Annotated in this window: 16 protein-coding genes; 14 read left to right on the plus strand and 2 right to left on the minus strand. The window is 51.6% G+C overall.

Annotation, left to right across the window (positions count from 1 at the left end):
- The first annotated feature begins 127 nt into the window (after positions 1-127).
- Genes BLR06_RS01710 through BLR06_RS01730 form a run of 5 tightly spaced genes read left to right on the plus strand, consistent with a single transcriptional unit; the run spans position 128 to position 3,208 of the window.
- On the plus strand, positions 128-331 hold the full coding sequence (locus BLR06_RS01710) for a 4Fe-4S dicluster domain-containing protein (RefSeq protein WP_092067663.1): 204 nt from the start codon (positions 128-130) through the stop codon (positions 329-331).
- Positions 328-1,467 (plus strand): 2-oxoacid:acceptor oxidoreductase subunit alpha, encoded by a 1,140-nt coding sequence (locus tag BLR06_RS01715; RefSeq protein ID WP_092067665.1) that lies wholly within the window; start codon positions 328-330, stop codon positions 1,465-1,467. The genes BLR06_RS01710 and BLR06_RS01715 overlap by 4 nt, the downstream gene beginning before the upstream one ends.
- Positions 1,468-2,295: a thiamine pyrophosphate-dependent enzyme gene (locus BLR06_RS01720; RefSeq protein WP_092067667.1), complete on the plus strand. Its 828-nt coding sequence runs from the start codon at positions 1,468-1,470 to the stop codon at positions 2,293-2,295.
- A complete protein-coding gene (locus tag BLR06_RS01725; protein ID WP_092067669.1) occupies positions 2,295-2,828 on the plus strand; it encodes a 2-oxoacid:acceptor oxidoreductase family protein in 534 nt (177 codons plus the stop codon). The genes BLR06_RS01720 and BLR06_RS01725 overlap by 1 nt, the downstream gene beginning before the upstream one ends.
- Before the next feature lie 11 nt (positions 2,829-2,839).
- Positions 2,840-3,208, plus strand: a complete 369-nt coding sequence (locus BLR06_RS01730) for a VOC family protein (protein ID WP_092067671.1) — start codon at positions 2,840-2,842, stop codon at positions 3,206-3,208.
- Between the two features lie 144 nt (positions 3,209-3,352).
- Here the strand turns inward: BLR06_RS01730 and ldhH are convergent, their stop codons facing one another.
- Together ldhH and BLR06_RS01740 are read right to left on the minus strand one after the other, a co-directional pair.
- A complete protein-coding gene (ldhH, locus tag BLR06_RS01735; protein ID WP_092067673.1) occupies positions 3,353-5,527 on the minus strand; it encodes an L-lactate dehydrogenase (quinone) large subunit LdhH in 2,175 nt (724 codons plus the stop codon).
- Positions 5,527-6,141, minus strand: coding sequence for a LutC/YkgG family protein (locus BLR06_RS01740; protein WP_092067675.1), 615 nt, complete (start codon positions 6,139-6,141; stop codon positions 5,527-5,529). Before BLR06_RS01740 ends, ldhH begins: the two co-directional genes overlap by 1 nt.
- A gap of 468 nt (positions 6,142-6,609) precedes the next feature.
- On the opposite strand from BLR06_RS01740, the gene cbiD reads away from it, so the two are divergent.
- From cbiD to BLR06_RS01785, 9 genes are read left to right on the plus strand one after another with little or no spacing between them, the layout of a single operon-like run.
- A complete protein-coding gene (gene cbiD, locus BLR06_RS01745; RefSeq protein WP_092067677.1) occupies positions 6,610-7,710 on the plus strand; it encodes a cobalt-precorrin-5B (C(1))-methyltransferase CbiD in 1,101 nt (366 codons plus the stop codon).
- Positions 7,695-8,321 (plus strand): precorrin-6y C5,15-methyltransferase (decarboxylating) subunit CbiE, encoded by a 627-nt coding sequence (gene cbiE, locus BLR06_RS01750; RefSeq protein ID WP_092067679.1) that lies wholly within the window; start codon positions 7,695-7,697, stop codon positions 8,319-8,321. Before cbiD ends, cbiE begins: the two co-directional genes overlap by 16 nt.
- Complete coding sequence (gene cbiT / locus BLR06_RS01755; RefSeq protein ID WP_092067680.1) at positions 8,318-8,908, plus strand: precorrin-6Y C5,15-methyltransferase (decarboxylating) subunit CbiT; 591 nt, start codon at positions 8,318-8,320, stop codon at positions 8,906-8,908. The genes cbiE and cbiT overlap by 4 nt, the downstream gene beginning before the upstream one ends.
- A complete protein-coding gene (cobI, locus tag BLR06_RS01760; protein ID WP_092067682.1) occupies positions 8,901-9,617 on the plus strand; it encodes a precorrin-2 C(20)-methyltransferase in 717 nt (238 codons plus the stop codon). The genes cbiT and cobI overlap by 8 nt, the downstream gene beginning before the upstream one ends.
- Positions 9,617-10,372: a precorrin-4 C(11)-methyltransferase gene (gene cobM / locus BLR06_RS01765; RefSeq protein WP_092067684.1), complete on the plus strand. Its 756-nt coding sequence runs from the start codon at positions 9,617-9,619 to the stop codon at positions 10,370-10,372. Before cobI ends, cobM begins: the two co-directional genes overlap by 1 nt.
- Positions 10,369-11,424 carry a cobalt-precorrin 5A hydrolase gene (locus tag BLR06_RS01770; RefSeq protein ID WP_092067686.1) on the plus strand — a complete coding sequence of 352 codons (1,056 nt, stop codon included), beginning with the start codon at positions 10,369-10,371 and terminating at the stop codon, positions 11,422-11,424. Before cobM ends, BLR06_RS01770 begins: the two co-directional genes overlap by 4 nt.
- Positions 11,425-11,459: 35 nt before the next feature.
- A complete protein-coding gene (gene cobJ, locus BLR06_RS01775; protein WP_245698035.1) occupies positions 11,460-12,149 on the plus strand; it encodes a precorrin-3B C(17)-methyltransferase in 690 nt (229 codons plus the stop codon).
- Positions 12,146-12,907, plus strand: coding sequence for a precorrin-6A reductase (gene cobK, locus BLR06_RS01780; RefSeq protein ID WP_092067689.1), 762 nt, complete (start codon positions 12,146-12,148; stop codon positions 12,905-12,907). The genes cobJ and cobK overlap by 4 nt, the downstream gene beginning before the upstream one ends.
- The gene (locus BLR06_RS01785) at positions 12,908-13,534 is read left to right on the plus strand and encodes a precorrin-8X methylmutase (protein WP_092067691.1); all 627 of its coding nucleotides are present in this window, start codon (positions 12,908-12,910) and stop codon (positions 13,532-13,534) included.
- Positions 13,535-13,540 lie beyond the last annotated feature (6 nt).

Raw genomic sequence — 13,540 nt, forward strand, 5'->3', positions numbered from 1 at the left:
TTGCATTATACAAGAAGTTACATAAAAAAACATATCCCAACACCCTTTTTTAGTGATATAATAAGTATTGTTTTTTTAACGTTTGGCGATCAAGGAACATATGGCGTACATAAGGAGGCGAAGGTATATGGCGCTGATCATTACTCATCAATATTGCAAAGGCTGTAATATTTGCGTGGCGTTTTGCCCGAAAAAGGTTCTGGAGCTTGACGAATTGGGTAAGGTCTATGTTAAAGAGCCGGAAAAGTGTATTAGCTGTGGGCAATGTGAGCTACGCTGCCCGGACTATGTAATTAAGGTAACGAAAGAAAGCGGAGGTGGGAGAAAATGACAAAAGCCCGTTTGTTACAAGGCAATCAGGCCTGTGCAGAAGGAGCAATAGCAGCCGGGGTAAGTTTTTTCGCCGGCTATCCGATTACCCCCAGTACGGAAATCGCTGAAATACTTGCTAAAGAGCTGCCGTTACGCGGCGGCAAGTTTATTCAAATGGAAGATGAGATTGCCAGTATGGGCGCAGTTTGCGGCGCAGCTATGACTGGAGTGAAAGCCATTACCGCAACCAGCGGACCTGGCTTTTCTTTAAAGCAGGAGCTGATTGGCTATGCCTCAATGGCTGAAATTCCCGTTGTGGTGGTTAATGTGCAGCGGGCAGGCCCCAGCACAGGCTTGCCAACCTCACCGGCCCAGGGGGATGTCATGCAGGCCCGCTGGGGTACGCATGGCGACCGGGCGGTTATTGTATTATCGCCCGGTTCAGTGCTGGAATCATTTCATGTAACTGTACAAGCGTTCAATTTTGCCGAGAAATACCGCACGCCGGTCATTTTACTGCTGGATGAGGTAATCGGGCATATGCGGGAAAGAGTGGAGCTGCCAGAGGCCGGTGAGCTTACCCTCATTGACCGCAAAAAGCCTGTTGTTCCCCCGGAGGATTATCAGGCGTACAAGCCTGACAGTGACCAAATTCCGCCGATGGCGGCGTTTGGTGAAGGTTATTTTCACCATGTTACCGGCCTTACGCATACCTATCAAGGACTGCCTACCCAGGATGCCAAAGTAGCGGATGAACTTGTCCGGCGTTTAAATACGAAAATTGATGATGCGGCGGCGGAAATTACGCTGTACACCGAGCATTTTGTTGAAGGCGCCGAAATCGTTGTTGTCGCTTATGGCGGAACGGCCCGCGCAGCCATTAGCGCAGTGAAAAAAGCCCGTGAACAGGGAATCAAGGTTGGATTGCTGAAATTAATTACCCTCTGGCCGTTTCCTGGCCAGCTGATGCAAGCCATAGCCAAGCAAGCCCATACCATTATTGTACCGGAAATGAACTACGGACAGCTGGTCGGCGAAGTTCAGCGTTACGCCGGTTTGGATAAGGTTGTTCCGGTTAACCGGGTGGACGGAGCCTTCTTTGATCCGGACGAAATTTTGGCGCCAATCGTTGCGGCCCAGGGAGGTGGCAAATAAATGGCCAACATTGAGAAATATTTACGAAAAACAGCATTGCCTCATATCTGGTGCCCGGGCTGCGGCAACGGCATTGTGCTTGCCGCTATGCTGCGGGCTGTGGAAAAGCTGGATTTAGATCAGAAAAAGACCGTCATTGTTTCGGGTATTGGCTGTTCATCGCGGGCCTCGGGCTATATGAATTTCAATACTATCCATACCGCCCACGGCCGGGCTTTGACGTTTGCCACAGGGATCAAATTTGCCAACCCCGAACTGAACGTTATCGTAATTACCGGTGACGGCGACAGCACGGCAATTGGCGGGAATCATTTCATCCATGCCGCGCGCCGTAATATTGATATCACGACAATTGTGTTCAATAATAATATCTATGGCATGACCGGCGGGCAATCTTCTCCGCTGACTCCCCAGACCTCGAAATCAACAACCGCGCCTTACGGTCAGATTGAACGCCCGTTTGATATTGCCGCCCTGGCTATAGCGGCTGGTGCGACTTATGTCGCCCGGGCCAGTGCGTATCATGCGGCCATGCTTACCGACCTGGTAGTTAAGGCTATTCAAAATAAAGGATTTTCAGTAGTTGACGCTATTGCCCAATGTCCCATTGGTTTTGGCCGCAAGAATAAAATGGGAGCTGCTGAAAAAATGCTGCAATGGCAAAAGGATAACGCCATTGTTGCTCAGGCGGCAGCCAAACTAAGCCCCGAAGAAAAGCAGGGGAAATTCATTATTGGCGAACTCCATCATTCGGCAGCACCTGAATATACGGCTGAGTACGCCAAATTAATCGCGCGGCTGCAACAGCAAAAAGGAGGCCAGGCCTAATGTGGGAAATTAGTTTAAGCGGCACTGGCGGCCAGGGGCTTATTCTGGCCGGAATTATTCTGGCTGAGGCTGCTATTTTGGATGGCAAGCAAGCGATTCAAACCCAGTCTTACGGACCGGAAGCCCGGGGCGGCGCCAGTAAGTCGGACGTCATTATCAGTGAAAATGAAATTGATTACCCCAAAGTGCTGGCTGCCGACATTCTGCTGGCAATGAGCCAGGAAGCCTGCGTCAAATATGTTAAACGGCTGAAAAACGGCGGCAAGCTATTGGTGGACACTACGTTTGTCAAGGAATTTCCTGAGTTCAGCGGCGACCTTATCCAATTGCCGATTACCAAGTCAGCCCGCGAGGAGCTAGGCAACGCCATGTTTGCCAACATCATTGCGTTAGGCGCGATTGTTGGCGCTACCGGTATTGTTACCAGGGAATCTTTGCTTAAGGCGGTTCTGCACCGCGTGCCAAAAGGCACTGAGGAGGTAAATACCAGGGCACTGGAACTTGGCTTTGGTCTGGGCGCAGGGCAGTGCTAGGAAGAGCGACAATGTTTGTATTTACGCACATCGGTATTGTTGTCAGCAATACCGATGTTTCCGTACAATTTTATCGTGATGTTTTAGGTTGTACCGTAGAGGACTGCTATACAGAGGCTCACCTGCGCTTGACTTATCTTAGAGCCGGGGCGCTAAGGATCGAATTGATCGAGCATTTGCCGCCTGCTGCCAGGACGCTGCCCGGCCCGGTTGATCATCTGGCCTTTGCGGTTCAGGACATCGATGCTGCTGTCGCCAGGCTGAAAGCGGCCGGTGTCGTTCTCTCCTTTCCGTCTCCCAGGCTGGTCAATCAGCAAAAGATCATCTTTTTTACCGGTCCTGACGGTGAGCGGCTGGAGTTAATTCAGTCAATAAAATAGTTTTTGCCAAATAAAACAGGCTGTGCTGAACGCACAGCCTGTTTTTATTTAGCAGACACCCACTTCCAGGGGTTAAGTAAGAACGCCTAAGACCCCAATGACAAGAGAAGGGCGGGGATCCGCCCCGCCCGCAAGCTAGTACCTTTATTTGTTTTTAATATTTTCGGCCAAAATATCGGCAACATGCTTAATTTTAACATTGGGCAGCTGCTTGTCCAGACCGCCCTGAATTTGCATCATGCAGGCCGGGCAGCCGACCGCAATAACTTCAGCGCCGCTGTCTTTGATGTTTTGGACTTTTTGTTTTAAAATCGGCATAGACAGTTCTGTGTATTTGACGCCGAACGCCCCTGCCATGCCGCAGCATTTGTCGCAGTCTTTCATTTCCACAAAATCATAGCCCTGGGCCGCATCCAGCAACTGGCGCGGTTCTTCATATATATTGAGACCACGCTTCATATGGCAGGAATCATGATACGTTACTTTGACGCCGCCGGCGCCCTTATTCAACCGTCCGGATTTTTGATATTCCTCGGCAATGAACTGACTGAATTCGCGGAATTTATGGGCCAGTTTTTCAACCCTCGGTTTCCATTCGGCGTCATCTTCAAACAGTTCCAGATAAGTTTCATGCCAGGTTTCGGTGCAGGTCGGGCAGGCGGCCAAATAGACATCCGCATTGGTTTGCTCAAAGGCCTCAATATTTTTCCGGGCAATCCGTTTGGCGGTTTCGCGGTCGCCCATGCCCAGAACCGGCTTGCCGCAGCAGCTCTGGTCTTCGGGGAAGACAACTTCCATATCCAAGTCCTGCAATACTTTGTAAACCGATTCTCCGGTTTCCGGGAAGATAAAATCAATATTACAGCCGCTGAAAAAGGCAACCCGCTTTTTGGGGCTGGCAATTTGCCTGGTTACCTTATGGACGCGATCCCGGAAAGGTACATCCGCTACTGCCGGCAGGCTGCGGTCTTTGGCCATTCCCGCCAGAAATAAAGGTAAATGGCGGATCAATTTGCCGGACTGAAAAGGCTTCTGACCGATAGAGGCTAAACGCAGCAGCGTATGGAATACTTTGCGGTTGGCCAGAACGTTTTCCACGACAGCCTTAACGCCGAACGGCAAGCCGTTTTCCCTGACATTCTGGGCGCGCAGTTCTTCAATCAGCCCGGGGATATTCATTTTACCGGGACAGATGGTAACACACTTCCGGCAGCCAATGCACAGTTCGTTAATCTTGTCAAAATCGCCCATACTGTGGAGGAAAGCCGTAAGAATTGCGCCGATGCCGCCGGCATAGATATGTCCGTAAACATGCCCGCCGACAATGGTATAAACCGGGCATACATTGAGACAGGAGGCACAGCGGACACAGTTATAGATCTCTTTAAATTTAGGGTCTTTGGCCGCTTTAAGCCGTCCGTTATCAAGCAAAATAACATGCAGTTCCTTCGGTTGTTCAACCCATTTGCCGTCTTGCTTGATCATAACCGGAACCTGGCCGGTAGTCATTGTCATATAGCTGGTCATACGCTGGCCGGTGGCATTGCGCGGCAGCATCCGCAAAATCGGAGCGGCGTCCTGGATGGTGGGAATCAGTTTTTCATAACCGATAATGACCACATGCACCCGGGGCAGAGTGGTAACCAGACGGGCGTTGCCTTCGTTGGTGACTAAACCGATAGCGCCGTTTTCAGCAATACCGAAGTTCGCTCCGGAAATGCCCATATCGGCCTGCAAAAACTCGGTGCGCAGCGCCTTACGGGCGGCCTGAACCATGAAGGGGATATCGGTAGGAATTTCCTGCTGCAGTTCTTTGGAAAAATATTCGGCAATCTGCTCTTTATTTAAATGAATGGCAGGCATAACCATGTGAGACGGTTTATGGCCGGCCAGCGAAATAATCCACTCGCCAAGGTCGGTTTCCTTCACATGCAGGCCAGCCTCTTCCAAAGCATGGTTTAAATGAATTTCTTCCGACGCCATTGATTTTGACTTGACAATTCGTTTGACATTGGCTTTTTTGCACAAATCGAGCAAGTATTGTTTAAGGGCGTCGCCGTCCTTGGCCCGGAATACCTTGCCGCCGCGCTTGGTCACCGCAGTCTCGAACTGGTCGGCGACAGCTTCAATATTGTTTACGGTTTGAATTTTCAGCTGACGAAACTGCTCACGCAGGGCTTCAACATCGTCAACATTTTCGTACGCTTTGGCCCGGGCGATCGGATAAGCTTCGGCAAACCGCCCTAATGCGCCGCGCAATACCTGGTCATTTAATTTTTCATTGATTTCATTTTTTAGATTGCGGTTGCTGGACTCCATTAATTTACACCTCCATTGCCGGCTTCATCCACGGCAATAATGACTAAGCGGCTGGGTCCATGTACGCCGATGGTCAGAACGCGTTCAATATCGGCGGTGCGGCTGGGACCGGTAATAAAACTGATATAGCCATTCTCATAAACCTTGGCGATTGTTTCGAAAGCTTCCGTAATACCCGGAACCACCAGATTGCTGTTGAGAAAAGCAATATGAATGGGCGGCAGCATTGTTACTAAGCGTGATTCGAAGGAATAACCGTCCATACAGAGACTGCCGGATTCTCCAATGGCGAATTCGACCGTAGAAATACCGATATCAGCTGATTCTGCGTGTTCAGCGATATCGGTTGGTTCGGTGTAGACTGCAACATCAAGGGCTTGCAGTTCGACGTTAATATTTGCGGCTGTTTGCAGAGGACTGTCTACGGCCACAACTTTTTTAGCATTGGTAAATTTGGCAAGGTTAGCTACAATTTCTTTCGCTTCCGCCGCTGTTTTTACTTTGAAGATTTCGGCGCCCGCATTTTTGGCGTTTTCTTCAAAATCAGGCCAAAATTCAGGACCTACTTTGCCGGCAGGAAATGCGTTTTGCCAGTTGTCACTCACTTTTTTCATTTTGTCACTCCCTTGTTCGCGTATTGGCCCAACAATTGCGACCAATCTTTATTTCATACTATTCTGAATGAAAGATAAAAATCCTCTCGTCAGTCGATAAAAAATCCTACATTTTTTACGGAAAAACCCTACATCTTGTCGATTAAAGTAATTATATCTTGCAAACATTTAACATAATAACTGAAAATAGGTAATTTTATGTCCTTTTAGGTAATTTTATGTCCTTTAAGGGTAAAATAATACCGGGCAGCCAGCAGTCTGGCAGGAAAATGCTGCGTTTTATGGAATATATACAAAATATTTATCATGACTGTTTGGCGGCTCATGGCGAAATATTGGCCTGTTTAACATACACCGTATGCTCTCAAGGAGCTGACCTGCGGATATCGGCAGGCGGGGGATAAATTAAGCAGTGCACAAAAACAACTGTTTACTTTTACTACCCCCCTGACCATAGGGGGGGTTCGTTTGTCAAAAAATTTACGTTCGGGATTTACTACCGGCACTTGCGCTGCAGCGGCCGCTAAAGCGGCTATAATGGCCTATTATCAGCAAAAGCCGGCAATTGTTGAGGTTTTTTCACCGCAGGGCCAGTCGTTATTGGTACCGGTAGCGTTCAGCGAGGCTACGGAAACCGGCGGCATTGCCACAATCATTAAAGATGCCGGCGATGATCCTGATATAACCCACGGAGCGGCGATTGTCGCCGAGGTGGAATTTACCGACAGCCCGGCTATTTTGCTAAAGGCCGGCAGCGGGGTGGGGCGCGTGACCAAACCTGGCCTGGCCATCCCGGTTGGTGAGCCGGCGATCAACCCGGGGCCGCGTAAAATGATACTGCAGGCGGTAAGGGAAAACATTCCGGAAAATACGGGGGCAGTTGTGACCATTTCCGTGCCTGACGGACAAAAACTGGCAAAGCGAACCTTAAATTCGACATTGGGTATTGTTGGCGGGTTGTCCATTATTGGCACTACCGGCGTAGTACATCCCATGTCGGAGGAAGCATTTAAAAATTCTCTGACGCCGCAAATCAGCATCGCCCGGGCTCTGGGCTATCAGGAACTGGTGCTGGCTCCGGGGAAAATCGGTCAGGACATTGCTGTCAACAACTTTTCACTGCCGGCGGAGGCAGTCGTTCAAACCAGTAATTTTATTGGCCATATGCTGGAAAGCGCAGTAGAGCAGGACATAAAGAAAGTGCTGCTGTTCGGTCATCTGGGGAAACTGGTCAAAGTTGCAGCCGGTATTTTTCATACCCATAACCGGATGGCTGATGCCCGGATGGAAACACTTGCCGCTTATCTGGGGGCTGCAGGCGCTCCGGCTGCAGTTTTACGTGAAATTCTGGCCTGTACCACGACCGAAGCGGCAATGCCGCTCATCGAACGTTACGGTCTGACCGGCGTGTATCATACGCTGGCCCGGCGGGCCAGCATAAGGGCTGCGCGTTATGTATTTGAGGACTTGACCGTAGGTACGGCAATTGTAACCCTCAAAGGCGAAATTCTGGGTTATGATGACGCAGCGTGCGAAATAGGAGGAGCGTTGGGATGGACTATAAAATAATTGTGGCCGGCATTGGGCCGGGGTCGCCGGACTATCTTCTGCCTGTTGCCAAGCAGGCCATAGATGCCGCTAAAGTCATTGTGGGCAGCAAGCGGGCTTTGGCCGCATTTGCGCCGGAGTCCGCGGTCCAAAAGACAATTGGCGGTGATATTGACGAAGTTTTGCAATTTATCGAAGCGTACCGCAAGCGAGGCGATGTGGTTGTCATGGTATCGGGCGATCCTGGCTATTTCAGCCTGCTGGCGGCTTTACGAACGCTTTTCCCCCCGGAGCAGCTGACCGTTATTCCGGGCGTTAGTTCATTTCAGACGGCTTTTGCCCGCCTGGCCCTGCCCTGGCAGGATGCGGAACTCATCAGTATGCACGGCCGCCAGCCGCAGACGGATCGCCTGACGTACCGGCCCGGCAAAAAGCTGGGCATGTTAACCGATCCTTGTTATCAGCCCGCCAGGATCGCCGGATTGCTGCTTGAGCTGGGCTGGCCTGCCAGTACGCCGGCGTGGATTTGCGCCGGTCTGTCCTATGACGGGGAGGAAATTATCCGCTCCGACCTTGCCCGACTGCGCGATACGGAGGGTTTCTCACATTGTGTTATGGTGGTGACGGCATGAGTCATTTTATGGGGATTCCTGATCAGGAATTTATCCGGGGCAACATTCCCATGACCAAAAGCGAAGTGCGCATACTGGCATTGGCCAAGGCACGGATTTCGCCGCAGGACGTTATTGTCGATATTGGCGCGGGCACCGGTTCGCTTGCGGTGGAAGCGGCCTTGCTGGCTTGCTCCGGCAAGGTGTTTGCAATTGAGCGCCATCCGGAAGGAAGTGCGCTGATCAAGGCCAATGCGGCCAAGTTTCAGGCGAAAAATATTGAAGTGATTCCAGGTGCGGCCCCGGCTGCCCTAGCCGGCTTACCGCCTGTCGATGTTGTATTTATCGGCGGCAGCGGGGGACAGCTGGAAAAAATTATTAAGGTCAGCGATGGCCTGCTAAAGCCGGGCGGCCGACTGATTATCACTGCGGTTACAGTGGAAACGCTGTATTTGGGCCTTAACATCATGCAAAATAAGGCCAGTTACAGTGTTGAGGCATTTTGCGCTCAAATATCAAGGATTAATCAGCTGGCTTCCTATAACATGCTGCAAGCGCTTAATCCTATCCATATTATTTCCTGCAACAAAGGAGGACACGATGTCTAAGCAAGGTAAATTTTACGGTATTGGGGTGGGACCGGGAGCGCCCGATTTACTCACCCTGCGCGCCGTTGCAATACTCAAGATTGCCGATGTGGTTTGTGTGCCGCGTTCCAGCGCGGCTAAAGACCCGATCGCCTTAAAAGTCGCCGGCGGATACATTTCCCCGCAGGCCGAGCTGCTGGAAATTTCGACTCCGATGGTTCGCGATCAAGCGGTGTTAAATACAGAATGGCAAGCCGGTGCGGAAAAAATCGCCGCCCGCCTTACCGCCGGTAAAACGGTGGCTTTCATCACGATTGGCGATGCCATGCTGTTTAGTACTTATACGTATTTATTAGACAAGGTGCAGGCCTTGCTGCCTGATGTCATTGCCGAGAGTATTCCGGGCGTTACTTCTTTTTCCGCCACTGCGGCGCTGTTGAACGTGGCTTTGGCGGAGGGCAACGAAAAGCTGGCTATTATTCCGGCCATTGATGATCCGGCTGAATTACGCTGCATTTTGACCAAATTCCCCAATGCCGTTCTGATGAAGGTCGCAGGAAAGTACACGCAGATTGTCGATATTCTGGAAGAACTGGACTTAAAGAACAAAGCGGTACTGATGAGCAGGTTAGGCTATCCCGATCAGTTTTTCACCCGGGACTTGGATAGTCTGCGCGGTGCAAAGCTGGATTACTTATCCTTAATCTTAGTAAAGCGGGAGGGATTTTGATGCAGGTATATTTTATTGGCGCAGGGCCTGGCGACCCTGATTTAATTACCGTAAAAGGGCAAAAACGGCTGAGTGAGGCGGATGTCGTAATTTATGCCGGGTCGCTGGTCAACCCGGCCTTGCTGGGCAAAGCCAAACAGGGCGCTGCGGTCTACAACAGCGCATCAATGACGCTGCCCCAAGTCATTGACGTCATAGCAAAGGCCGTCGCTGAAAATAAGAGGGTCGCGCGGGTGCATACCGGCGATCCCAGTATTTATGGCGCAATCAAAGAGCAAATGGATGAGCTGGATAAATTAGGCATTTCCTATGAAATTATTCCTGGCGTCAGTTCTTTCCTCGCGACAGCTGCAGCCTTACAGTGCGAGTATACTTTACCGGATGTTTCCCAAACCGTTATTATCACCAGACTGGAAGGAAGAACGCCTGTCCCGCCCAAAGAAAACCTGGCCAGTTTGGCCAGTCATACTGCAACGATGTGCATTTTTTTAAGCGTTCATATGCTGGACAATGTTGTCAGGGAGCTGATGGACGGCGGCTATCCGTCAGATACGCCGATTGCTGTTGTCCAAAAGGCTTCCTGGCCTGAACAAAAGATCATCAGGGGAACGTTAAGCACAATCAGCGGCCAAATCAAGGCTCAGGGAATCGACCGTACGGCGATGATTGTTGTCGGTCGCTGCCTGGAGGGCGATTATGCCTTATCACGGTTATATGCCCCGGAATTTGGCCATATGTACCGGGATGCGACATGAAACTGGCAGTAATCGCTGTGACGAACAATGGCGCAAGGTTAGCGGAAAAAATTGCCCAATGTTTTACCCATTATGACATTTTCGTCAAAAGCGGCCGCAATCCGTTAGGCTATGCGCAGGAATACGATTCTCTGGGCGCGCTGATAACGAAGATTTTTTCAGCCTATGACGCTCTGGTATTTATTATGGCTACCGGAATTGTGGTCAGGGTAATTGCGCCTTTTATCCGGGACAAGCGGGTCGATCCGGCAATCGTGGTTGCCGATGAAAGCGGCCGCCATGTCATCAGCCTGCTGTCCGGTCATATCGGCGGCGCCAATGAACTGGCCAGAACAATTGCCGCCAATATCGGCGCAACCGCCGTTATTACCACAGCGACTGATGTTGGCGGTCAGCCGGCGGCTGATGTGCTGGCCGTAAAAGCAGGCCTGAAAATCGAACCATTTGCCTGCTTGAAACAGATCAATGCCGCCGCCGCCAATGGCGAAAAAGTCCGCTATTTTCTTGATCAGGCGCTGCCTCGGCGGGCATTCTATCTTGAACAGGCCGGCAGGCTGGATATTGAACTGGCAGATATGGACGACATCGCCCGCGACTGCTGCTATGACGCTGCAGTGGTCGTTACCGATCAATGCCTGACCATCGCCAAACCGCATGTAATGCTGCGCCCGCCGACGCTGGCTGTGGGAATTGGCTGCCGGCGCGGCGTCAGCGAAGCTGAAATTACCGCTGCCGTCGCCGCCGCCTGCAGTAAGGCCGGCCGGAGCACCGGCAGCATTGCCGTTATTGGCAGCACTAAGTTGAAGCAGGACGAAACAGGCCTGCTGAATACGGCCAGGACGCTGGGGGTACCCATTCAATTCTACGATAACAGTCAGCTGGCTGCCACAATTGAAAAATATCAACTGCAGGTTTCAAGTTTTGTGAATGATAAGATTGGAGTTGGAAATGTATGCGAAGCAGCAGCAATATTAGCCGGCCAAACCAGCCAATTACTACTGCCCAAAACCAGATTCAGCCGGGTAACGGTAGCCGTCAGTCGGGTGAAATAGCCGTTGTGGGCATCGGCCCGGGCAGTCTGGACGACATGACGCCCCGGGCCCGTCAGGCAATTGTAAACGCGGATATTGTCGTTGGGTACAATACCTACATTGCCCTGATCAGAGCCTTGGTGGAAAACAAACAGCTGATTGGCACTGCGATGATGCAGGAAATCGAACGTTGCCAAATGGCGGTGGACGAGGCTCTGACCGGCAAGAAAATAGCCGTAGTGTCAAGCGGCGATCCGGGAATCTACGGCATGGCCGGCTTAATTTTAGAATTGGTTATGAAGCAGCCGGAAGCCGTCAGACCAAAAGTAACCGTCATTCCGGGCATCAGTGCGGTAGGTGCGGCTGCGGCCATTTTGGGCGCGCCGCTGATGCACGATTTTGCGGTAATCAGTCTCAGTGATTTGCTTACTCCCTGGGAACTGATTAAAAAACGGGCCGAGATGGCGGCTGCGGGCGATTTTGTTATCGCCATTTATAATCCGAAAAGTAAAAAGCGGGTAACGCAAATCGAGGAAATTCGTCAAATCGTCTTAGCTCACCGTCCGTCTTCCACCCCGGTCGGCATTGTTCACCAGGCCAGCCGGACAGGAGAAGAGATGGAACTTTCCAGTCTGGCTGAGTTTACCGCACTGCCGATTGATATGTTTTCTCTGGTGATTATTGGCAACAGCCAGACGTATGTCGCCGGCGGACGGATGATTACGCCGCGGGGCTACCGGGTATGATTCTGGTTTTAGCCGGCACGCAGGATGGCCGGGAGCTGGCCGACCGGCTGGCTCAGGCCGGCTACCGCGTGATGGCGTCGGTCGTCAGCGACTATGGGCGGGAGCTGATCAATAACCGTCAGATTGCTGTTCATGCCGGTCCCCTGGATCAGGCGCAATTGACCGCCCTCGTTGCCCGGCGCGATATTGCCGTAATTGTGGACGCCAGTCATCCCTACGCCCGCAATGTGTCCGGCAATGCCATGGCTGCCTGCGCTGCGGCGGGAATTCCTTATTTGCGTTATGAACGTCCGGCGACCGAACTGCCGGACTATCCCAAGCTGTATTTGGCCAATGATTATAAAGTAGCCGCCCAACTTGCCGCCAGCCTGGGGAAAATCATATTTTTAACCACCGGCAGCCGCCGGCTGTCCTTGTTTAAATCGGCGCCGGAACTGGCCGGACACCGCTTGATTGCCAGGGTCCTGCCTGATCCCGCCGTCGTTGCAGAGTGCATTGCCTTAGGCTTTAAACCCGGTGATATTATCGCCATGCAGGGACCATTTTCGCATGAGCTGAATGTCGCTCTGTTCAGGAAGTATCAGGCAGAGGTAATGATTACCAAAAACAGCGGCAATCTCGGCGGCAGCGATACCAAACTGACAGCTGCCATCGAGCTGGATTTGCCGGTAGTGGTCATCGAACGTCCTGTTCTTCATTATCCGGCAGTCGTTCACACCGCCTCGGCGGTAATGGAATTTTTAAGGGAGGGTTTATAAATGGAATTCATGACAGATCCGGCCGGGATTGAAGCCCGCAGTATGGAAATTATTGCACCGCATTTGACCGGCCTGCAACTTAGTCCCGCCGAAGTTAAAGTATATTCGCGGATGATCCATGCCTCCGGGGATCCCGAATATGCCCCGATCATCCGCATCCATCCTGAGGCCATCAAGGCCGGCTGCCAGGCGTTAAGCGCCGGCTGCAATATTTACTGCGACGTTGAAATGGTCCGTACCGGTATCAATAAGAACCGCCTGGCCGAATATGGCGGAACGGTTCAGTGCCTGATCGCTGATCCTGAGATTGCGGCGATTGCCCAAAACAACGGCATTACCCGTTCCATGGCGGCAATGCGCCAATTTGCCGGTCAGCTGGACGGGGCAATTGTTGCCATTGGCAATGCGCCGACTGCGCTGTTTGAAGTTCTGGATATCATCAACCGGACCAATATTCGCCCGGCGCTAATTATCGGCGTTCCGGTCGGTTTTGTGGGTGCGGCCGAATCGAAAGCTTTGCTGCACGAGACAGCCCCTGTTCCTTATATTACGGTATTGGGCAATAAAGGCGGCAGTCCGATTGCCGCGGCGACCACCAACGCTCTGGTCTATATGCTGGAAAAATAGTTTACT

This window comes from Dendrosporobacter quercicolus, from assembly GCF_900104455.1.
GTDB lineage: Bacteria > Bacillota > Negativicutes > DSM-1736 > Dendrosporobacteraceae > Dendrosporobacter > Dendrosporobacter quercicolus.